The organism is Candidatus Litorirhabdus singularis (assembly GCF_026262625.1).
GTDB lineage: Bacteria > Pseudomonadota > Gammaproteobacteria > Pseudomonadales > Halieaceae > Litorirhabdus > Litorirhabdus singularis.
Genome location: NZ_SHNN01000001.1, coordinates 1,295,629 through 1,315,994, shown reverse-complemented (window position 1 = coordinate 1,315,994; position 20,366 = coordinate 1,295,629). Strand labels below are relative to the sequence as shown.

Annotated in this window: 20 protein-coding genes; 16 read left to right on the top strand and 4 right to left on the bottom strand. The window is 56.6% G+C overall.

The annotated features are described in order from the left end of the window. Positions 1-2: 2 nt before the first annotated feature. Positions 3-1,448 carry a cryptochrome/photolyase family protein gene (locus EYC98_RS05880; RefSeq protein WP_279244382.1) on the bottom strand — a complete coding sequence of 482 codons (1,446 nt, stop codon included), beginning with the start codon at positions 1,446-1,448 and terminating at the stop codon, positions 3-5. After that, positions 1,448-1,615 carry a hypothetical protein gene (locus EYC98_RS05875; RefSeq protein WP_279244381.1) on the bottom strand — a complete coding sequence of 56 codons (168 nt, stop codon included), beginning with the start codon at positions 1,613-1,615 and terminating at the stop codon, positions 1,448-1,450. Before EYC98_RS05875 ends, EYC98_RS05880 begins: the two co-directional genes overlap by 1 nt. Positions 1,616-1,802: 187 nt before the next feature. On the opposite strand from EYC98_RS05875, the gene EYC98_RS05870 reads away from it, so the two are divergent. From EYC98_RS05870 to EYC98_RS05835, 8 genes are all read left to right on the top strand, one after another. Next, entirely contained in the window at positions 1,803-2,330 is a 528-nt protein-coding gene (locus EYC98_RS05870; RefSeq protein ID WP_279244380.1) for a glutathione peroxidase, read from the top strand. 77 nt (positions 2,331-2,407) lie between these two features. Beyond that, positions 2,408-3,283, top strand: a complete 876-nt coding sequence (locus tag EYC98_RS05865; protein ID WP_279244379.1) for a lysophospholipid acyltransferase family protein — start codon at positions 2,408-2,410, stop codon at positions 3,281-3,283. 80 nt (positions 3,284-3,363) lie between these two features. Further along, entirely contained in the window at positions 3,364-4,818 is a 1,455-nt protein-coding gene (locus EYC98_RS05860) for an alpha/beta hydrolase (protein ID WP_279244378.1), read from the top strand. After that, positions 4,815-5,552, top strand: a complete 738-nt coding sequence (locus EYC98_RS05855; protein WP_279244377.1) for an ABC transporter ATP-binding protein — start codon at positions 4,815-4,817, stop codon at positions 5,550-5,552. Before EYC98_RS05860 ends, EYC98_RS05855 begins: the two co-directional genes overlap by 4 nt. Continuing rightward, complete coding sequence (locus EYC98_RS05850; RefSeq protein WP_279244376.1) at positions 5,549-6,730, top strand: ABC transporter permease; 1,182 nt, start codon at positions 5,549-5,551, stop codon at positions 6,728-6,730. The genes EYC98_RS05855 and EYC98_RS05850 overlap by 4 nt, the downstream gene beginning before the upstream one ends. Before the next feature lie 21 nt (positions 6,731-6,751). Continuing rightward, entirely contained in the window at positions 6,752-8,248 is a 1,497-nt protein-coding gene (locus EYC98_RS05845) for a protein adenylyltransferase SelO (protein WP_279244375.1), read from the top strand. 171 nt (positions 8,249-8,419) lie between these two features. Further along, positions 8,420-9,757, top strand: a complete 1,338-nt coding sequence (locus tag EYC98_RS05840; protein WP_279244374.1) for an EAL domain-containing protein — start codon at positions 8,420-8,422, stop codon at positions 9,755-9,757. Positions 9,758-9,827: 70 nt separating this feature from the next. Then, positions 9,828-11,318, top strand: coding sequence for a flavin-containing monooxygenase (locus EYC98_RS05835; RefSeq protein WP_279244373.1), 1,491 nt, complete (start codon positions 9,828-9,830; stop codon positions 11,316-11,318). A 12-nt stretch (positions 11,319-11,330) separates the two neighbouring features. On the opposite strand, the gene EYC98_RS05830 is transcribed toward EYC98_RS05835, so the two are convergent. Further along, positions 11,331-12,281: a prenyltransferase gene (locus EYC98_RS05830; RefSeq protein WP_279244372.1), complete on the bottom strand. Its 951-nt coding sequence runs from the start codon at positions 12,279-12,281 to the stop codon at positions 11,331-11,333. Positions 12,282-12,651: 370 nt separating this feature from the next. On the opposite strand from EYC98_RS05830, the gene EYC98_RS05825 reads away from it, so the two are divergent. From EYC98_RS05825 to EYC98_RS05815, 3 genes are read left to right on the top strand one after another with little or no spacing between them, the layout of a single operon-like run. Continuing rightward, complete coding sequence (locus EYC98_RS05825; RefSeq protein WP_279244371.1) at positions 12,652-12,840, top strand: hypothetical protein; 189 nt, start codon at positions 12,652-12,654, stop codon at positions 12,838-12,840. Positions 12,841-12,900: 60 nt separating this feature from the next. Then, a complete protein-coding gene (locus EYC98_RS05820) occupies positions 12,901-14,100 on the top strand; it encodes an aromatic ring-hydroxylating oxygenase subunit alpha (protein WP_279244370.1) in 1,200 nt (399 codons plus the stop codon). Between the two features lie 18 nt (positions 14,101-14,118). Beyond that, on the top strand, positions 14,119-15,339 hold the full coding sequence (locus tag EYC98_RS05815; protein WP_279244369.1) for a sterol desaturase family protein: 1,221 nt from the start codon (positions 14,119-14,121) through the stop codon (positions 15,337-15,339). 67 nt (positions 15,340-15,406) lie between these two features. Here the strand turns inward: EYC98_RS05815 and EYC98_RS05810 are convergent, their stop codons facing one another. Next, positions 15,407-15,826, bottom strand: coding sequence for a lasso peptide biosynthesis B2 protein (locus tag EYC98_RS05810; RefSeq protein WP_279244368.1), 420 nt, complete (start codon positions 15,824-15,826; stop codon positions 15,407-15,409). Between the two features lie 137 nt (positions 15,827-15,963). On the opposite strand from EYC98_RS05810, the gene EYC98_RS05805 reads away from it, so the two are divergent. From EYC98_RS05805 to EYC98_RS05785, 5 genes are all read left to right on the top strand, one after another. Beyond that, the gene (locus EYC98_RS05805; RefSeq protein WP_279244367.1) at positions 15,964-16,242 is read left to right on the top strand and encodes a PqqD family protein; all 279 of its coding nucleotides are present in this window, start codon (positions 15,964-15,966) and stop codon (positions 16,240-16,242) included. Between the two features lie 335 nt (positions 16,243-16,577). Further along, on the top strand, positions 16,578-17,051 hold the full coding sequence (locus tag EYC98_RS05800; RefSeq protein WP_279244366.1) for a hypothetical protein: 474 nt from the start codon (positions 16,578-16,580) through the stop codon (positions 17,049-17,051). A gap of 1 nt (position 17,052) precedes the next feature. After that, positions 17,053-18,438, top strand: coding sequence for an O-antigen ligase family protein (locus EYC98_RS05795; RefSeq protein WP_279244365.1), 1,386 nt, complete (start codon positions 17,053-17,055; stop codon positions 18,436-18,438). A gap of 167 nt (positions 18,439-18,605) precedes the next feature. Further along, positions 18,606-19,805 carry an outer membrane beta-barrel protein gene (locus EYC98_RS05790; RefSeq protein ID WP_279244364.1) on the top strand — a complete coding sequence of 400 codons (1,200 nt, stop codon included), beginning with the start codon at positions 18,606-18,608 and terminating at the stop codon, positions 19,803-19,805. Further along, complete coding sequence (locus EYC98_RS05785; RefSeq protein WP_279244363.1) at positions 19,802-20,365, top strand: polysaccharide biosynthesis/export family protein; 564 nt, start codon at positions 19,802-19,804, stop codon at positions 20,363-20,365. Before EYC98_RS05790 ends, EYC98_RS05785 begins: the two co-directional genes overlap by 4 nt. Position 20,366 lies beyond the last annotated feature (1 nt).

Genomic DNA, 20,366 nt, shown 5'->3' with positions numbered 1-20,366 from the left:
AATCAGGTCAGCGCGGCATAGGCATCCAGCGCCCGCTGCCGCGCAAAGCGGTGCTCTACCAGCGGCTTCGGATAGGTCGCCCCCAGTTCTACGCCGGCTGCCTCCAGCACCTCAGGAGGCGCCTCCGCAGGCTCATGCAGGTACTTGGCGGGTAATTCTGCCAACTCGGGGACCCAGCGCCGTACGTAGTCCCCGGCCTTATCAAATTTGGCGCTCTGCAGAGTCGGGTTAAAGACCCTGAAGTAAGGTGAGGCATCTGCACCACTGCCCGCCACCCACTGCCAGCCGCCAACGTTGTTGGCAAGATCAGCGTCAACCAGCGTATCCCAGAACCACGCTTCGCCGTCGCGCCAATCGATCAGCAAGTGTTTACTGAGAAAGGATGCCACGATCATTCTGACCCGGTTGTGCATGACCCCGGTCTGCCACAACTCGCGCATACCCGCATCGACTATCGGATAACCGGTTTGACCACGCTGCCAGGCCAGCAACGCCTGCGGATGTGACTGCCAGGGAAACGCAGAAAAACGCGGACTGAATGGCTGCGAGACAATTTGCGGGTAGTGGAACAACAGGTGGCGATTAAACTCACGCCAACCCAGCTCGGCCAGAAATTTGTCTATCTGGGGACCTAATTCCGGCCTCTCCCGTGCCTGTTGCTGTGCCGCATGCCAAACACTGCGCGCTGAGATTTCACCGAAGTGCAAATGCGCAGACAGTCGTGATGTCGCCCCCAGACCTGGAAAATCCCTGCCGGCGGCATAGTCCTCGACCGTCTCACGTAAAAACTCTCCCAGACGCTGCTGTGCGCCAGCGGTACCTGGCTGCCACAGACTTTCCCAGCCCTGCGCCCAATCGGGCGCCTGGGGCGCCAACTGCAAACTGGACAAAGGCTCAGTGGTGCAGTCTCCCGCGTAGAATCTCAAAGTCGTCGGTGCCGGCACCGGAAATGCTGGCTCCACCAGACGCCGACAAGCTTTCCAAAACGGGGTAAATACGCGGAATGGCGTGCCCTGGCCGGTGGCCACAGCCTCCGGCTCAAACAACAACTGACCGGGATAACGCCGACACGTCAAACCCTCATCATCCGCACGACGCGCTAGCTCAACCTCCAAACCTATTTGCGCCGGCTCGTAGGCCCGCGTGCACACGATTCCATTAGCGCCAGTCTGCGCCGCGATTTCCATCAACACGTCGACGCTCTTGCCCTGCCGCAATATCAACTCACCGCCAAGACCCTGCAACTGCGCGCGCAACGCTAGCAGACTGTGATGCAGCCACCAGCAACTGGCACCCCCGGGCGCTCGTAAACCAGCACTCTCAGTGTCATAAATGTAACAACATATCAGCGGCTGATCGCTGGCGGCGGCAGCGGCCAAAGCGGGCAGATCCATCAGCCTCAAGTCATCGCGAAACCATACGATGAGCGGCGCTTGTGCGTCACTCATCAGCAGGTACGCCAGGGTTTGCCCTGACAGACAGCGCGCAAGGCACAGTCCGAGGTACAGCCTCTGCAGGGCAAACCGGCCGGTATTGCCACGTCGTGGGCTACGCCATTTTGGCCGGGCTGCAAAGAACCGGCCTGCTCGACGGTAGTGGAGCTGTTATCTTTCATGATCATTCCTGCTGCGGCTAAGCCCCTTTGTACGCAAACCAGAGCAAATTGGAGCAGCCAAAAACACCAATCAAGATTTGCAACGAGTTCACATGCCTGAAGGGAGGGCAATCCAAACTGTATCAGCCGCGTATACTAGCAAATAGCGATCAAATAATTTGTCGATTCAACCGCGGAGCCCACAGTCATGAGAATTCCCCTAGCCCTTGTCCTTTTTATCGGTAGCCTGTCTGTCCAGGCTGCCTGTCCTGACTACCTCGATCACTCTATGCGCCAACTGCATTCCAAAGCCGAAGTTAATTTGTGCAGCGCCTTTGAGGGTAAGCCCATGCTGGTGATCAATACCGCCAGCCACTGTGGCTACACGCCTCAGTTCAAGGGGCTGGAAGCCGTCTACCAAAAGTATAAAGAGCAAGGACTGGTAGTGGTTGGCTTCGCCAGCGACGATTTCAAGCAGGAAGACGATGATGAAGCCAAGGCTGCTGATATCTGCTTCGTCAATTTTGGCGTGACCTTTACCATGCTGGCACCCAGTCACGTGCGCGGAGAGAACGCCAACCCGGTGTTTCAGGAACTGGCCCGCCAAACTCGTGCACCGAGCTGGAATTTTAACAAATATCTGATTAATGCCCAGGGTCAGGTCGTCGAGCATTTTGGCAGCAATACCAAACCCGAAAGCGAGTCGCTTCAGGCAGCGATCGAAAAAGTCCTGTAACCGCTGAACTGGGCGATTGCCGCTACGCAGGCGCCCAATAAACGCTATAATCATGCCCCTCTACTGACGGGATCCGCATGAGTATATTTGATCAGGACAATCAGCCCTTCGATGATGCCAATCTCGCACTGCATATCGAGAGGGCGCTGGCCATTGCCGCCCCCGATGACAGGCTGGACGCGGTTATCTACCGGATTGTGCAACGCCTGTTCAAACCCACTCTGGTAAACACAGAGAATGTGCCTGAGCAGCCCTGTCTGTTTATCGGTAACCATGCGCTGTTTGCGTTTGATGGCGCCATTCTGGCACCGACTATGCTGCGTCAAATGGGCCGCTTTCTGCGTCCGCTGGGTGACAAATTCCTCTGGAACTCTGCCAGTGAAGAGTTTCTTCTGCGCCGCGGTGCCGTGATTGGGCACCCCGATGTCTGCGCGGCGTTAATGGATGCTGGCGAAGACCTACTGGTATTCCCGGGCGGAGCACATGAGGCCACCAAAACTGAAGCCGAGCGCTACACCCTGCTCTGGAAGCAACGTCTGGGCTTCGTCAGAATGGCGGCCTACCACGGCTACCGCATTATGCCGTTTGCCATGGTGGGACCTGACGAATTTTACAGCCATCTGGTAGAGGGCGAGGACCTGCCCGATACAGCGCTCGGGAAACTCTTAACGCAGCTCGGTGTCTTCAATGAAAACACCCGTCCAGACATGCTGCCCCCCGTGCCATTGGGTGCCCTCGGCTCGCTCTTCCCCAAACCGCAGCGCTGTTACATCCAGTTTGGCGAAGCGGTTGATCTAAGCGCCTACCGCGGTAAAAAACTCGGCAAGAAGCAGCTGCACACCCTGCGCCAGCAGGTTGCTGATGATATCGAAGAAATGCTGGGCGATCTGCTACGTTATCGCGAACGCCATAAGCGCGAGGACGGTCTGCTGCGCAGACTACTAACCGTCTGAAATCCTTCAAGAGCACCCTGCTCCGCTCCTCTACTACTGCCTTGTCCAAGCTGCTAACGCGCGTTAACGGGGCGCGCTATGTGCAAAGCGTTGCTGCCATTGTGGCATTACTGCTCACCGGTACCGCCACGCTCTCCACTGCAGCCACACTGCCACTGGAAGCCTGTCAACTCAGCGCCGCCAAAGGACTGATCGCACAGCGTGCACAGTGCGGCACGCTGCTGGTCGCTGAGAATCCCGCACTGCCTGAAGGCCGCCAGATACCTCTTAACGTGGCTATTATCCGATCACGTAGCAACGAACCCGCGGCCGATCCGGTGTTCTTTTTCGCCGGGGGTCCTGGCCAGGCGGCGATCACCGCGTTCCCCGCCGCCATGCAGGCGCTGCAGCAGGCAGCAGCGGATCGCGATGTAATACTGATCGACCAGCGCGGCACTGGCGGCTCTAACCCATTGCGCTGCCCGCCACCTGAAGACATTAACGCCATGCTGCAAACACCCGCGCCCGGCGAGCTCGAACGCTTCACCGCAGAGTGCCTGGCACAACTGGACGCCGACCCCCGCTTTTACACGACCGCCATTGCCGTATCTGACTTTGACCAGGTGCGCGCCAGCCTGGGTTACCAGCAGATCAATCTGCTAGGAGTTTCCTACGGCACGCGCGTTGCCCAACAATACCTGCGCCAGTATCCGCAGCACGTTCGCAGTGTGATTCTTGACGGGGTAGTCCCCAGCGAACTAATTTTGGGACTAGAGCACGATACCAACCTGGAACAGGCCCTCAATGAAACGTTTTCCGCCTGCCACCAGGATTCGGACTGCACGCAACGCTTTCCCGATCTGAGCGCCAGCTATCAAAACTTACGCCAGCAGGTGGCAGAGCACCCTGTAACGATTACCGTGCCGCTGCCAGCCAGTGGGACCAGCCAAGAGCTGATTTTCAATCGCCAGCTGCTGACACTGGCACTGCGCATCCTCGCCTATTCCTCGGAAAACCGCGCGCTGCTGCCATTATTGGTGCACGAGGCGGCGCATAGTAAAGATTATGAGCGGCTGGGCGCACTGGCCCTAATGATATTACAGGAGCTGAATCAGAGCATTTACGCTGGTTTGGAGACCTCCGTGATGTGTGCGGAAGAAGTCCCTTTTTATCCGACGGAGATTGCGCCCAGAGATACGCTGATGGGAGACTCGTTAATCACTCTGGCACGTCAACAATGTGCATTGTGGCCACATGGAACCGTCGCTGAAGATTTTCACAGCCGTTTCACCAGCACAACACCTGTGCTCCTGTTATCCGGCCAATACGACCCGGTGACACCGCCGCGCTATGGCGAACTGGCTGTCCAACAATATGCTTCCGGTCTCCACCTGGTCGTGCCCGGAGAAGGTCACAACGTCAGCGGACGCGGCTGCGTACCCGAACTGATCGCTGACTTTATCAGCACAGCAGTGGCTGGCGAACTCGATACCTCCTGCCTTGAAAACATGGGCGCAACGCCATTTTTCACTACGCTGACGGGGGCGGAGCCATGATCAGCGTACACAACTTATGTAAACGCTTCGGCACGGTACAAGCAGTTGATGGCGTCACCTTCAGCGCCGCCGATGGCGAAGTTACCGGGCTGCTGGGCCCCAATGGTGCAGGCAAGACCACCACGCTGCGCATGCTGTATAGCTTGCTGCCGGCAGACAGCGGACAGATTCTGGTTGACGGTGAAGAATTGGACGCGGACAACCACGCGTTGCGCTCACGACTGGGTGTGGTGCCCGATGCCAAAGGGCTCTACCCGCGTCTGACCGCGCGCGAGAATATTACCTATTTTGGTCGCATGCAGGGGCTGGAGAAAGATTTTATAGCGCAACGCATTGAGCAACTCAGCAGCGTGCTGGGCATGGAGGATTTACTCGAACGACGCTGCGATGGCTTCTCGCAAGGGCAGCGGGTCAAAGTTGCCATTGCCCGTGCACTGATTCACCAGCCACGCAACATTCTGCTCGACGAGCCCAGCAATGGCCTTGATGTCATGAGCAATCGTGCTCTACGCCAATTCATTCTCGATAGACGCGCTGCCGGGGACTGCATCGTACTGTCGACGCACATCATGCAAGAGGTCGCCGCGCTCTGTGATCGTATTGTAGTGATCGCTGCAGGCCGTGTAATCACCAGCGGCGCGCCGGAAGAAATTCTGGCGCAAAGCGGCGAGAGCACGCTGGAGGATGCCTTTGTCACTCTGGTCGGGGCTGCCGCAGAAGGACTGATGGCATGAATATCGTCGGCGTGGTGTTCGCCAAAGAGGTGCGCGACAACCTAAGGGATCGGCGCACGGTGCTTAGCACCCTGCTATTCGGCGCCCTGCTGGGACCGCTGATATTCGCCGTTATTTTTAATCTGATGATCGAACAACAGGTGAGCCAGGCGGAAGCCCAATTGGTACTGCCCATTGCGGGTGCTGAGCACGCGCCCAACCTGATCGCCTACCTGCGCCGAGCGGGCGTGGAGATAACCGAGGCTCCTGCCGCCGCGGAGGAACTGGTAGCAGCACGCGAGATCGACTTTGCTCTGCGCATCGGCCCGGACTACGGCACCAACTGGCGCGCCGGAGATCCAGCGGTGGTGGAGCTGATTGCCGATACCACCCGGCGGCAGGCCGCCACCAACCTGCAACGGGTGCGCGCACTACTGGCACGCTACAGTCAAACAGTGGGCGCTCAGCGCCTGCAGCTACGCGGTATCGATCCGCTGTTGGCACAAGCCGTAGCGACCCGTCAGGTTGATGTTTCAACACCCCAGAGCCGCGGCGCGGTGCTGGTGGGGACACTGCCTTTCTTTCTGCTCATGACCGTTTTCACCGGCGGGCTCTATCTGGCTATTGACGCCACTTCCGGGGAAAAGGAGCGGCAATCTCTGGAGCCGCTGCTCATTAATCCCGTACCACGCTGGCAAATCATGCTGGGCAAGGTTCTGGCAGCCGCGTTGTTTAGCAGCACCAGTCTGGCCATCGGACTGGTGGCTTTTCACTTCGCCATGCAAACGATCCCCGCGGCGGCCATGGGGTTTCAGATCAACCTGGGCTGGGCTGTCATCGCGCAGTGCTTTTTAATCGCCTGGCCGCTCACCCTTATAGCCAGCTGTGGACAGTGCATTCTCGCTGCCTTCGCGCGCGGCTTCCGGGAAGCCCAGGCGTATGCCTCGATTCTGACTTTCGTGCCCATGGCACCTTCATTGTGGCTCAGCCTGAGCCCGGTCAAGGAGCAATTCTGGATGACGGCTGTACCACTGCTATCACAAGTCGTGCTGCTCAATAGCACGGTGCGCGGTGATAGCGTGCCGCTGCTCTGGTTAGCCACTAGCTGGCTTGGCAGCCTGACCCTGGGTCTGGCGCTATGTTGGGTCGCCAGTGGACTGTACAATCGCCCCGGTCTGGTGGTATCAAACCCGCAGTGAGCCGGGCCCTAGGAGTTTTTCATGACTATCGCTTCAGACAGCGCAGTGGCGCTACCTTTTGATAATAGCTACGCGCGTTTGCCAGAGCATTTTTACGCGCGCCTGCAACCGCAACCGGTCTCCGCCCCAGAACTTATAGCCAGCAACCGCCCACTGGCCGAATACCTGGGTATTGACCCACACTGGCTGGAATCTGCGGATGGCATTGCGACCATTGCCGGCAATCACTTCCCGCAGGGCGCAGAGCCTATCGCCACAGCTTATGCCGGACACCAATTTGGCGGCTGGAACCCGCAGTTGGGTGACGGACGCGCTCTGCTTATCGGCGAATTGCTTGCCAGCGATGGCGCCCGCTTTGATTTGCAACTCAAAGGCTCAGGACCAACCCCCTGGTCACGCGGTGGCGATGGACGCTCGCCGCTGGGCCCCGTACTGCGGGAGTATCTTGTCAGCGAAGCGATGGCCACTCTGGGCGTACCTACCACCCGTGCACTGGCTGCCGTGAGCACTGGCGAGCAGGTATGGCGCGAGCAATCAGAGCCCGGTGCCATCCTCGCCAGAGTCGCCTCCAGCCATATTCGTTTTGGCACCTTTCAGTACTTCGCCGGGCGCGGCGATACGGCGGCGCTGGAATTATTGGTAAAACATGTCAGTGCTCGCCACTTTCCAGAGATCGCCGGCAACGAGAACCTGGCTCTGGCTATGTTTGAAGCAGTGCTGGAGCGGGTCGCCAAATTAGTGGCCAAATGGCAACTGTTCGGCTTCATTCACGGCGTGATGAATACCGATAACATGTTGCTCTGCGGAGAAACCATAGACTATGGCCCCTGCGCTTTCATGGAACAGTTTGATATCAACACGGTATTCAGCTCTATCGATAGGCAGGGCCGCTACGCTTATGGCGCGCAACCGGGTATCGCCCACTGGAACCTCAGCTGCCTGGTACAAACTCTGTTACCGCTGCTCGATCCGCAGGCGGAGACCGCGGTACAGCTTGCGCAAGCTGCTCTGGATCGGTTTCCGGTTGTGTTTCAGGACGCCTACAACAGTGGCATGCGCCAGAAGCTGGGACTACAGGATAGCCGTGACGGCGATGACGAACTGTTTGCCGACCTGCTGGCGATGATGACCAAACAGGAACTGGATTTTACGCTGTGCTTTCGCCGGCTCACCGAATTGGCGGCACCAGCAGATTCCACGCTTGCCGTTACCGAACTACTGCAACTGGGCGATGAGTGCGAGCCCTGGCTGCAGCGCTGGCAGCAGCGCCAGCGTGAAGATAGCGCCAGTGAACAGCAAAGCGAACAAATGATGCTGGCAGCGAACCCAGTGTTTATCCCGCGCAACCACTTGATTGCCGAGGTTATCCACGCTGCCCAGCACAACGCTGACTTGAAGCCCTTTCAGCAATTACTAGCCGCCCTCGCAAGACCTTTCAGCTACAGCCCGGAGCTGGTCCATTTTGCCACCCCGGCGCGTCCGGAGCAGGCAGTTCAGCAGACTTTTTGTGGCACCTGAGCCAACGCTACTACTCAGCGTAAAAACCGCCATATAAGCTCCGCTCTAGTAGTCTCGCACAGAAGCTCACAGATTTTTGCGACAGAGTCCACAGTTTCATAGATAGTACTTTGCGGCGACTTGAGCACCTGCATAAAGTTAGTACTTCGAAACTCACGTTCAGGAAACTTCGTGAAAGCATGCTGTGAACAAGAAAATCGCGCCCTAAAGACCCAAATGGCGCATTTGCGAGCCCGCGATCCACTGACTGGCCTCTACAACCGCCAACACTTCATGCGGCTGCTCAAGGCCGAACTGGAAACCGAGCGCCCCGCGCTGGTCAAAGCCCTCATTTACATACGACCCGACCAATTTAGCTCGATTGATGCGCGTTACGGACCAGAAGACAGTGATGCCCTGCTGAAGCGACTGGCGGAAGAGATCGAAAAATCCTGCGACCGCAACTCCGTGGCGGCACGCTTCGGAGGCAATGTGTTTACCCTGCTGGTACTCAGCAGCACCATGGACGATGTGATCACTCGCTGCCAGCAACTCATCGACAACATCGGCAAGAAAGTTTTTAGCCCGGGTGGGCAGGCAACTCTGGTCACACTCAGTCTGGGCGTAGTAGAGCTGCGCTCGGGCATCGACAATAGCAATCGCGCTTTCTTGCTGGCTCAGGCCGCTAATCAAAAGGCTCGCGCCAATGGCGGCAATCAGGTTTGCATCGATCAGGCGGAAGCGGACGATGCCGCGGCCGCCAATGATCAGGATGGAGTCTGGCTAAAGCGAATACGTCGCGCCATCCAGCATGACCAGTTCCAATTGGTATACCAACCCATAGCCTGTCTTGGCGAGGATGCCAATAACTGTCAGGACGTGCTCCTGCGCCTACAAGGCGACAGTGATGAAGCCATAGCCCCGGGCGAGTTTTTGCCCGCGGCCGAACGTGGCGGCCTGATGCCAGAGATTGATCGCTGGGTAATCAGCGCAGCTTTTGCCAAATCAGCGCAGCGTGAAAACGAAAGCAAACCCGCCCAATTATTTCTGCGCCTTTCCGAAGCTACTCTGCTGGATGACCAGTTTGAAGCCTGGCTGGCCCACCACTACGGTGACTGCAGACTCGTGGATAACGCCATCATTTTGCAGGTCAATGAAGATGATGCTGCCCGCAATGTCGGGCGCCTGCGCTCGCTATCCGATCTATGCCAAGCGCTAGGCATGGGGATTGCCATTTCCCACTTTGGAGTTGCGCCTAACTGCATGCAGATACTGGAGCTGATACCACTAAGCTATGTCATTATCGATGGCTTGTTCCTCGGTAACCTCAATGACGAGGAACGCCTCAAACAACTTGAAATCATCGTCGGCAATGCCCACGAGCATGGTATTCCTGTGATCGCCAGCCAAGTCGAAAATGGCCGTGAACTGGCCGTGCTGTGCTCCATCGGCATTGACTATGTACTCGGCTATATCGTGCAGGAACCGGATGCAGAAATGCCCGACCGGGCGGCGGATTTGGCCACATAGGACCAAACAAAAGCCTGAAAAATTAGTAAACTGACACGGCAACCACCGGGTGAAACCAAAGGAGACAGCCGTGACAACTCAACACTACGACGTCATCATTGTTGGCGCCGGCCTCTCGGGCATTGGCGCCGCCTGGCATCTGCAGAACCAGTGTCCTGACAAAAGCTATGCCATCCTCGAAGGCAGAGCTACCATGGGCGGCACCTGGGATCTGTTTCGCTACCCGGGCATTCGCTCTGACAGCGATATGCATACGCTAGGCTATAATTTCAAACCCTGGCTGAATGCCAAAGCCATCGCGGACGGCCCCTCCATTCGAGACTATATTCGCGAGACCGCCGCGGAGAACCGGATCGAGCAGCGTATCCACTATAACCGCAAAGTCAGCGGTGCCCACTGGGATAGCCCCAGCGCCCGCTGGCTTTTGCAAACACAACACAGTGACGGCAACAGCGAGGAAGAATACAGCTGTAATTTTCTAATGATGTGCGCCGGCTATTACAGCTATGAAGGCGGCTACAAGCCCGACATACCAGGTCGTGATACCTTTGCGGGTGACTGGATTTACCCGCAGGAATGGCCCGAAGCACTCGATTACAGCGGCAAAAAAGTGGTGATTATCGGTTCCGGAGCCACTGCGGTAACCTTGCTACCGGCTATGGCGGAGCAGGCCAGTCACGTCACCATGCTCCAGCGTACACCGACCTACATGGCCTCTAAACCCGCGGTAGACAAACTCGCCAACCTGCTGCGCAAAATCCTGCCGGAAAAGTGGGCTTATGCCCTCACCCGCTTCAAAAATACCAGTATGCAACAGATTCTGTATCACCGTACCCGCACCAAGCCGGAGCAGGTCAAGAAGCTAATACTGGATCGCGTGCGTGAACAAATGGGCCCGGATTACGACATCGACACCCACTTTACCCCCGACTATAACCCCTGGGACCAGCGCCTGTGCCTGGTACCGGACAACGACCTGTTTACTACGGTCAAATCCGGCAAGGCCGACGTGGTCACCGATCATATTGAGCAGATTACCGCTCAGGGCATCCAGCTGCGTTCGGGGGAGTTTCTACCCGCGGACATTATTGTCTGCGCCACCGGCCTCAACATGGTGGTAATGGGGGAACTGGAGCTGAGCGTCGATGGTGAACCCGTCGATTTAGCCAAGACCTGGAGCTACAAGGGCCTGATGACAACGGCAGTCCCCAACCTGGTTTCAACCTTCGGCTATATTAACGCCTCCTGGACCCTGCGCGCCGACCTCACCGCCGAATGGTGCTGTCGCCTACTCAATCACATGAGTAGCATTGGGGCTCAGCAGGTAGTGCCCACTTTGCGTGATGGAGAAGAGTCCATGTCTGCGAGACCCTGGATTGATGACTTCAGCGCCGGCTACATGCAGCGGGAAATGCATCGGTTTCCACGCCAGGGCGATCACGAACCCTGGGTGAACCCGCAAGACTACGGCAAAGACAAAAAAATGTTTCGTACTGGACCACTGGAAGACGGTGCACTTGTATTCAGCAGTCCGGCTGAGAGGAATACCAAAGCGGCCTGAGTAGAGCCTGGCTCAGAACACACCCTGCAGCAGTAGACCCACCAGGAACAGCCCGGTGAAGCGACGGGTGTGTGAGAAGGCAAAAGCAGAGAACCACAGCGGCCAAACCCCCGCTGGCAACTCCGCTGGCGCCTCTGCAGGCTTGGGTTCGCTGAACACCTGCAGCAGCTTTTTAAAGTCCGCCAAATTCAGCAGCACCAACAGTAAGCCCCAGTGCCACACGCCCAATAGCACCAGCGCTACCGTACCCAGGTATTGCAGCATCAACATGGCGCAGACCCAATAACGGGCACTTACCTCACCCAAAATAACCGGCAACGTATGCACACGCTTGGCGGCATCAAGCTCCAGCTTGTCGATATGCTTGCCGAACAGTACCGAGGTCGGACCTAAGGCGTACAGTAGACTCAACCAGGTCACTGGCCAGCTCCACTCACCCGCCAACACGTAATAAGTGCCGCCCACCATCAACGGGCCCCAAACCAACAATACCGCGGGCTCACCGAGGCCAAAGTACTTGAGCGGCCAAGTATAAAACAGCACAAAGAACGCGCCTGCAAGCAGCAGACTCAGGGTCACTCCTCCAGACTGCCAGACCAGATATAGACCCGGAACCAGAGCCAGCATCGCAGTGACTGCCACATAACCCCAGAATTGGCGTGGCGTCAGCAGCTCATCTTCGAGCACATGCACACCGTACTGGTTGCGGTAGTAGTTGTCTTTATCAATGCCGCGTCGGGAATCGGTATAGTCGTTGAGCAAGTTATTGGTGGCATGGGCCATCACCAAACCGAGCGCGCACAGACACCACACCGCAAAGTTGAAGTGACCATCAAAGCCCGCCAACAGACCGCCCAGCGCAGCCGACATCAACGTCATAAACAGAACGGAGGCGCGAGTGGCAACGAGCCAGCGCGCCACAATGTCCAGCCGCTGCCATTCCTGCAAAGACAGCTGTGGCATGGTAATAAGGGCTTGCGCCCAGACTCGGGGATTCATCGTAACTATGGGACCAACTGATAATTTAATCGTGCAACTGTTGCAAACAGATGCTCTAGACCCGCAGGATAAACGGCTACCGAAGTGGTTACAACCAAAGCACCTTCAGATGCAGCGGGCTAGGGATTTTCAAGCGGTGGAAACTGGACACGCCTTTGGTATCCATTTGTGACGACGCCCTGTTTATCCGCAAGGACAACATCCATAACCCGCTGTTGCGACTACTGAAACTCCCACACTATATTCTCAGCGTTTTTCGACAGGTGGACTGCGTGACTACGCCGCAGACTAGACGCGGCGAGCAGAATATCTGGCCCTGCCAGAGGATCTGGAGGTGTTGCGTCCCAAGCCCTATTCCCAGCCGGCGAGAGCGCCCGTGGTCATTGGCTGGTTCGGCTCCCCCAGCACCGAAAAATTCCTACACCTGCTGGATGATGTGTTTATGCAGCTTGCCCGCGGCAGTGCCCGCTACCTTGATCTTTATCAGCAGGTGCTGAAAGCCACCGATAAAGAGCTTGCCTAATGCGCCGCTGCCACTCAGAATTAAAACAATTCATCCGGTTTTTTTGATTGGGGACAGATCATGAGTAACACCGAATCAGGCATCGCGCAGCTGCGCAGCATGGCACGAGAGAGCGCGGCCCACGCCGAGGCGGGAACACTGCCACTGGCAGACAGTATTGTGGAGATCGCCTCCGAGCACTACTACGACGAGCAGCGCTGGAAACTGGAGATGGATCGTGTGTTTCGCCGTATTCCATTGATGCTTGCCGCCACCTGTGAATTACCCAACCCCGGCGACTACAAATCCACCACTGCGGTTGGCCTCCCCATCATCATCTCCAGAACGGAAGATGGTAGCGTGCGCGCCTTTGCCAATATCTGTGCTCATCGTGGCGCCGTTGTTATGCCTGAAGGTTGCGGTAACACTCACCGCTTCACATGCCCCTATCATGCGTGGTCCTATAATCCTGAAGGAGAGTTGACCGGCGTATTTTCCGCCAAAGATTTTGGTGATCTCGATAAGAGCAAGCTCGGCCTGCGTCCGCTACCGGTGCTGGAGCGCAGTGGCCTGATCTGGGTTATTCCCAATCCCGACGCCGAGCTGGATATTGCCAATTTCCTCAGTGGCTACGACGCCGTGCTGGATCAATTCAATTTCGCCGGTTGGCACATGTTCTCGCAGCGCCGGGTCGACGGGCCCAACTGGAAAATAGCCTATGACGGCTATCTCGATTTGTACCACCTGCCCATTCTCCACAAGGATACTTTTGGCAGCGATTTTCCTCACCGCGCTATGTACCACAGCTGGGGACCTCATCAGCGCGCCTCATCACCGGACCCATCACTGGTGCCGTTGATGCAAAAGTCTGAAGAGGAATGGCCAGACAGCTCACTCCTGACCGGCGTCTGGACCATATTCCCGCATGTGTCTATCGCTTCCTTCGACGGCGGTGGACGCGGCGTTATGCTTTCGCAGCTGTTCCCCGGCGAGACGCCACAGGAATCCTATACGATCCAGAATTATATGATGGAAAAGCCTCCCTCTGAAGAACAGGAGGCGGCCGCCACCGAGCAATTCGAGCTACTCAAGTACGTGGTGGAAACCGAGGACTACGCGACAGGCCTGTTACAACAGCAGGCACTGATGACCGGGGCCAGGAAGACCGTTATGTTCGGACGTAACGAAGGCGGCGGCCAGAATTTCCACCGCTGGCTAGACCGCATTCTGAGCACCGAAGATGCTGATCTGGACGCTTTGTTCACATCCGACGAAAGCTAACTACCTGAGGCTGCACACGTGGATCTGGTACCTTACGCTATACCTTTTTTCGCCTTATCAATACTGCTTGAGATGGCTTGGGACAAGCGTAAGGGAAGCGGCTACTATCGCCTCAATGACGCTATTAACAGCCTTAGCATGGGGATCCTCAGAACCAGCTCCGCGCTGGTGATCTTTGGCTTTGGTACAGTGCTACTGCTGCAATTGGGCGAACAATACCGTCTGTTTGATATTTCAACAGATAGTGCGCTGGCCTGGGTATTGGCCTTTATCGGCTATGACTTTCTGTACTACTGGTTTCACCGCGTCAGCCACGAACGGCAGGTACTGTGGGCATCCCACGTCGCCCATCACCAGAGCGAGGAATACAACCTGACCACAGCGCTGCGTCAAACCAGCACCGGTTTCCTGCTCGGCTGGATATTTTACGTACCCAGTTTTTTGCTGGGGGTGCCGCCAGAAATGTTTATTACCGTCGCCTCGGTCAACCTGCTTTACCAGTACTGGGTACATACCCGGTTCGTCCCCAAGCTGGGCTGGTTTGAATGGGTGTTCGTGAGCCCCTCCAATCATCGCGTGCACCACGCCCGCAACCCACGCTATCTGGACCGCAACTACGGCGGGGTGTTTATCCTCTGGGACCGACTGTTCGGCAGTTTTCAGGAAGAGTTGGACGAAGAGCCCGTAGAATTTGGAATATCCAAGCCATTACACAGTTGGAATCCGCTGTGGGCCAATCTACACCTTTACCGCGATATGCTGGCAAGCAGCTGGAATACACCGCGCTGGCGCGACAAACTGTATTTATGGGTGGCACCACCGGCCTGGCAGGTGCCAGGTCAGGCGGCGCCAATCCAGACTGGTCCGTTGCCCAAGTATGATCCCGATTGCGGTCCCGCTGCACGCACCTATGCACTGCTGCTGATATTGGCCATGTTCGTCTGGGGCAGTTACTACCTGGTCGGCTTCGCGGATCAGAACTATGCCGCCAGACTGGCCGGGTTTGCATTGATTCTGACTACTCTCATGGAGGCCGGCGCGGCGCTGGAGAACAATTCAAAACGCTGGTATAGCCTGTTCCGGCGCGGTGCGCTTAGCGGCAGTCTGGTCTGGCTCGGCTACCACGCTGAGCCGCAGTTGGCTGCCATCTGCTATAGCCTGGCCCTGGTGGCACCGATACTAGGCTGGCGGCTGACGAGCAGCACCCGGAAGGCATCTGGTCCACTCAGCCAGAGCTAACCGGGCTAATCCACAGTCGCGCAACATACTGCTCAGCCGGGCAAGACTATAGACTCGAACACACCGCTCAGCTACCCGCGCCATCAACGTCAAGCCCAGCCATCACGGTAAACCCACCGGTGTGCAGCTGCGACTCATTGAGAACTGTGCCTTCGCGCTCTAGCCAGGCATGCGCAAACAACTGACTACCCTTACGCGCCACACCCACTCGCATCTCTGCCAGCACCCCATGGCGGGCCAGAATGGCCTGTAAAGTCAGCGACCGGGTCAGACACCGCGGCCGCAGGGGACCACGATACCAACGAGTGGGCTCAAGTTTAGGCATAACGGCAGACAGCGGCGCAACTGCCAGACAGCGGCTGCGCTGCGGCCGCGCCAATAAAAATCGCTGGCAGCGCCGCCAGCCCAAACAGCGAACCAGCAAGGCAACCAATGGGGTCAACCCAATAACCTGCCACTGCAGCTGTTGCAGCTGCCAAAAGTTCATTGTTGCAGACTCATTCTTGTAGGCTCAATGTTGTGCGTTCAGTCTGCTCAACCCACCGCCGGGGAATTGCCCGCAGACACGGACTGGCGAAACGCAAAGGACTACCATGCGCCAGTATTGCCGTGCATTATAGGCACATGAATTTAAATCAGAAAGTTACCCTCTCCAGCGAGGCGCTATCCCAGCAAGTCTCGGGTGAAACCGTGATCATGGATCTGGCCAGCGAGACTTATTTCGGACTGGACCCGGTAGGCACGCGCATCTGGGAATTACTGCAGACTGAGCACAGCCTGCAGTCGGTTTTCGATACACTTCAGCAAGAATACGATGTAACCGCCACCACGCTGTCCGAGGATCTCGAGAAGCTGCTGCGTGAACTCCAGCAGGCAGGCTTGGCCACTTTAACAGCGCCCTGAGCGACAACGACTCGAGCACGCAACCCGTCATACAATACCGCTTATTTGACCTCGTTATCCAATCTGACCGGCCGCTGCCCGAACTGGCCCAATGCAAGGCTGAGCAAAGCGACCTGCACCAGCAGATTCTAGATAGGCGCAATTGCGCACTTCATCAAACAGCATCGAACGATGCGAATCGACACTCTGGTAACCCGCCGCTGGTAAATTTCACCTGCCTGCGCTCAACCTTCAATCTTAGCGGTATGCTGTACCCAAGCCAGCATAATTGACAGGTCTATGGAAAAAAACTACCGTGCCAACAACCACAGGCGATAGAGCCCGGCACCTTAATCATGAAAACAACCGTTACAACTGCACTTCTGACACCAGCATTCGCCTTCATCATTGGCTTGCTCGCAGCCAGCAACGCGATAGCAATGTCCAATGCAGAAGCCCAGCAAGAGATTGATAATATGCTGGCCGCAGAATTAACGCTGCCTGAAGTTATAGTCAACCTGCTGGAGTACCGCTTCAGTCTGGCAGAAGCGACAGCCCTGACGGCGCAGCGGCTAACCGACGCCGATCAACAGCAGACGCTGGCGCGCAGCGTCCTGTGCATGTCACGGGATCTCGCTGAGGCAGAGCAGATAACTCGCGCAGTGGCAGCTATGCCAGGCAGCGATGAACAGACAGTGGCCTTGTTCGTTAATGAGCAGGTTAAATTCAGCCGCAGTACCTGTAATGAAGACTCTATTCTGGAGCGGCCACCTCTGACTCAGTCGGGCGGCGAATCTCGGCCCGCCCTAGACACCAGCCCATCGCGCTAGCGTGAAGCAAGCTCCAGGCAAGCGGCTGGAAACGGCTCTGTTTGCCGCCTTCATGCTGACTCTGGTTTGGGCACCACTGCCGTTCGCCTCCAACCGTCCATGGGCAACAGCACTACTGGCGGCACTACTGGTGTTGATTGCGCTAGCGTATCTGTTAGCCACTATGAGCGCGATGTTGCCAGTCGCACGCTCCAGGTGGCGACGCTGCCGCATACCGCTGCTGCTACTGCTGCCGGTACAAATTTGGGCCTGCATCCAACTGATACCGTTACCCAGCGAATGGTTGCAATGGCTGTCACCTCAAGCAGCGCTGTGGCACCTACCCGCGGCTTACCAAACCCTCAGTCTGGACCCTGCTGCGACCCGCTGGTTCCTAATTGAATCGACTATCGTGGTACTTGGCTTCACGCTCACAGTAGCGCTGGTACACAGCAGACGGCGAGTCCGATTACTGTTGGCGACCCTTGTATTCAGCGGCACTCTGCAAGCGATTTATGGCTCATTTATGGTGCTCAGCGGCATCGAATGGGGGTTCTTCGTGGAGAAGTATGTTAACGAAGGGCAGGCCACCGGAACTTTTATCAACCGCAACCATTTCGCCGGCTACATGGCACTGTGTCTTAGCGCAGGTGGCGCGCTGCTGATTAGCCTGCAACAAAATACCGGCATCCGCTCCTGGCGCGAACGCACCCGCCAGCTGCTGCAGCAAATACTCGGCCCGGAGTTGTTGCTGAGGGTTTGCCTGCTAGCCATGTTTATCGGCTTACTGCTGTCACGTTCACGCATGGGTAACGCCGCTTTTCTTGCTGCTCTTTGCGCTGCGGCGTTGGTCGCAACCTGTGTCTGGGGCAAGCTGCAGCCACGGCGAGTATTGGTAGCAGGCGCGCTTAGCGCTGTTGGCCTGGCGCTGGCTCTCTGGTTCGCCCGCGGCCACTTGCTACCGCTGCAAATGCCCGACGTGGCGACGGAGGCCCGCTACTGGTCGTTTCAGTATGCCTATCAGATGCTACTAGACTTTCGCTGGACTGGATCAGGTGGAGGCAGCTTCTATGGGCTTTTCCCTAATTATCAGGGCCCGGAGGTCGACAGTTTTCATCGCCATGCGCATAACGATTATCTGGAATTTGGCATCGAGCTAGGGCTACCCGCTCTGGGCCTGCTGTTGCTCTTCGTCGGATGGGCCATGCGGCAGGCCTTACGCATGCAGTCACACACGAGCGACCGACTGCAGCGCGGAGTCGGCTTTGGCATTACGATGGCATGCCTCTGGGGCGGCCTACATGCGCTGGTGGATTTTAACCTGCAGATACCCGCCATCAGTCTGACCTTGATCAGCCTGCTAGGTGTAATACCGGCAGTACTGGGAGCCACCACCTCAAAAAAATAGTACTCAATCACTAATCTATGCAGGGGTATCGGGTCTTTTTCCTTTTACAACAATGAGTTACACTACGCGCCGAGAATTCGAAACGTCATCGGCTCGAGTCAGAATAACAAGGCCACTACCGAGATTACTGCGTTGCAAAGTAATACGTGAAAATTGGCGGCAGCTTAATGAAGCTAGCCGGCTGGATGGGTGCAATTGCCTGCGGATGGGCTCTGCCTGTCGCTCAGGCCGCTGAACCCGCTCATGCCCAGTGGGGTTGGCTGAACCTGACGCCTACGCTGGACACTGAGCTAAATTACACCGACAACTTGTTCCGCACCCAAAATAGCAGCAAATCTACCTGGGGCACCGTGATTACTCCCCGGCTGCAGGCTTGGCTGCAGAACGACTTGAGCACATACTCGCTTACCTACGAAGTACAGGATTTTCGTTACCAAAGCAGCAGCGATGACAACGCGACAGATCAGCGCTTGTCGCTCGATGTTCACCAGGTGTTTAATCAAAGCAATACTCTGAACCTGTATGCCAAATACTTCGACGCGCATGAGATGCGGGGCACCGGACTCACCGAGGGCGATGCTGCAGAATTAATCGACAAGCCGGTGGAATTCGATTACGAAATGTTCGGTGGCGAATACACCGTGGGGCATGCCACCTCCACTGGCATGCTGCAATTAGAAGCCAAGGTAGAGTCTCTGGAATACACCAATTTTCGCGAGGCTACCCAGTATCGCGATCGCGAAGCGGATACCCTGCGTAGCACCTTCTTCTATCGGACCGGGCCACGCACCCAGCTATTAGCGGAGTGGCGACGGGCAGAGCAGGACTACCAGGGCAAGTTCATAGAGAGCGACGGTAGCGTGACCAATCTCGATAATGTCGAATCGCTTTATTTACTGGGTTTGGCTTGGGAAGCCAGCGCCAAGACCAGCGGCGAAATCAAAGTCGGCACTTTTGATCGCCAGTATAAAAGCGGCACCGCTCAGGATACCGATGGCATTCACTGGCAGGTTGCTGCCAGATGGCAACCTCGTACTTATTCCAATCTTGGCTTCACGACCCGCCGACTGGCGCGTGAGACAAATGGTGTCGGCGAATACATCGACACGGGGGAGGCCACCCTATGGTGGACCCATGCCTGGTCCAGCCAGTATCAAACCAAGATTAATTTTCTCAAGGCCAAAGACGATTACAAGGGCAGTAGTCGTAACGACAACCGAACTCATTTCTCCGCCAGCATTGACTACAACATGAGGCGCTGGCTGGAGTTTGGCACCGGTTACCGCTACGAGAAACGCTCCTCAAACACCAGCACCTTTGGTTATACGCGCAATGTTTTCTTTATTGACCTGAACCTGAGCTTATGACGCTCTCAATAACGACTAATCGAGCTTTCCGAATCCCTGCCAGAGTCTGGACCCTACTGTTGATGCTGTGCTGCACGTGTTTACCAACGCTGGCCGACAGCGGTTATCCGTTGAACGCGGGCGATAGCATCCGCATCCACGTCTACGGAGAAGCCGACCTCAGCTTTTCTGAAATTCTCATCGGCCAGGACGGGATAATCGCCTACCCATTTTTGGGCGAGATCAACCTTGTAGGAACCACGGTAAGTGCCCTGAGAGACACTCTCATAGCGGGGCTCAAACCAGATTTTCTGATAGACCCCCGTATTTCAGTGAGCATCGTCAAGTACCGACCCTTTTTTGTGAACGGTCAAGTCAATCGACCAGGCGGTGTAGATTTTCAGCCCGGACTAACTCTCCGCAAGGCCATAGCACTGGCCGGCGGCTTTACCGAACGCGCCAACAAAAAGCAGATAATGCTGATAGCGGATGCTGATCCGCAGCGCGAAGAAGTTGAAGTGGGCCTCGATTACCGCGTCCAGCCCGGCGATATCATCACCGTTAACCAACGCTTTTTTTGAC

What these genes read in the sequence shown, in the direction of transcription:
- EYC98_RS05875 (WP_279244381.1), bottom strand. Translation starts at nt 1,615, where the DNA reads ATGAAAGATAACAGCTCCACTACCGTCGAGCAGGCCGGTTCTTTGCAG.
- EYC98_RS05800 (WP_279244366.1), top strand. Translation starts at nt 16,578, where the DNA reads ATGAAAACAACCGTTACAACTGCACTTCTGACACCAGCATTCGCCTTC.
- EYC98_RS05870 (WP_279244380.1), top strand. Translation starts at nt 1,803, where the DNA reads ATGAGAATTCCCCTAGCCCTTGTCCTTTTTATCGGTAGCCTGTCTGTC.
- EYC98_RS05810 (WP_279244368.1), bottom strand. Translation starts at nt 15,826, where the DNA reads ATGAACTTTTGGCAGCTGCAACAGCTGCAGTGGCAGGTTATTGGGTTG.
- EYC98_RS05880 (WP_279244382.1), bottom strand. Translation starts at nt 1,448, where the DNA reads ATGAGTGACGCACAAGCGCCGCTCATCGTATGGTTTCGCGATGACTTG.
- EYC98_RS05790 (WP_279244364.1), top strand. Translation starts at nt 18,606, where the DNA reads ATGAAGCTAGCCGGCTGGATGGGTGCAATTGCCTGCGGATGGGCTCTG.
- EYC98_RS05845 (WP_279244375.1), top strand. Translation starts at nt 6,752, where the DNA reads ATGACTATCGCTTCAGACAGCGCAGTGGCGCTACCTTTTGATAATAGC.
- EYC98_RS05850 (WP_279244376.1), top strand. Translation starts at nt 5,549, where the DNA reads ATGAATATCGTCGGCGTGGTGTTCGCCAAAGAGGTGCGCGACAACCTA.
- EYC98_RS05865 (WP_279244379.1), top strand. Translation starts at nt 2,408, where the DNA reads ATGAGTATATTTGATCAGGACAATCAGCCCTTCGATGATGCCAATCTC.
- EYC98_RS05805 (WP_279244367.1), top strand. Translation starts at nt 15,964, where the DNA reads ATGAATTTAAATCAGAAAGTTACCCTCTCCAGCGAGGCGCTATCCCAG.
- EYC98_RS05830 (WP_279244372.1), bottom strand. Translation starts at nt 12,281, where the DNA reads ATGCCACAGCTGTCTTTGCAGGAATGGCAGCGGCTGGACATTGTGGCG.
- EYC98_RS05855 (WP_279244377.1), top strand. Translation starts at nt 4,815, where the DNA reads ATGATCAGCGTACACAACTTATGTAAACGCTTCGGCACGGTACAAGCA.
- EYC98_RS05785 (WP_279244363.1), top strand. Translation starts at nt 19,802, where the DNA reads ATGACGCTCTCAATAACGACTAATCGAGCTTTCCGAATCCCTGCCAGA.
- EYC98_RS05820 (WP_279244370.1), top strand. Translation starts at nt 12,901, where the DNA reads ATGAGTAACACCGAATCAGGCATCGCGCAGCTGCGCAGCATGGCACGA.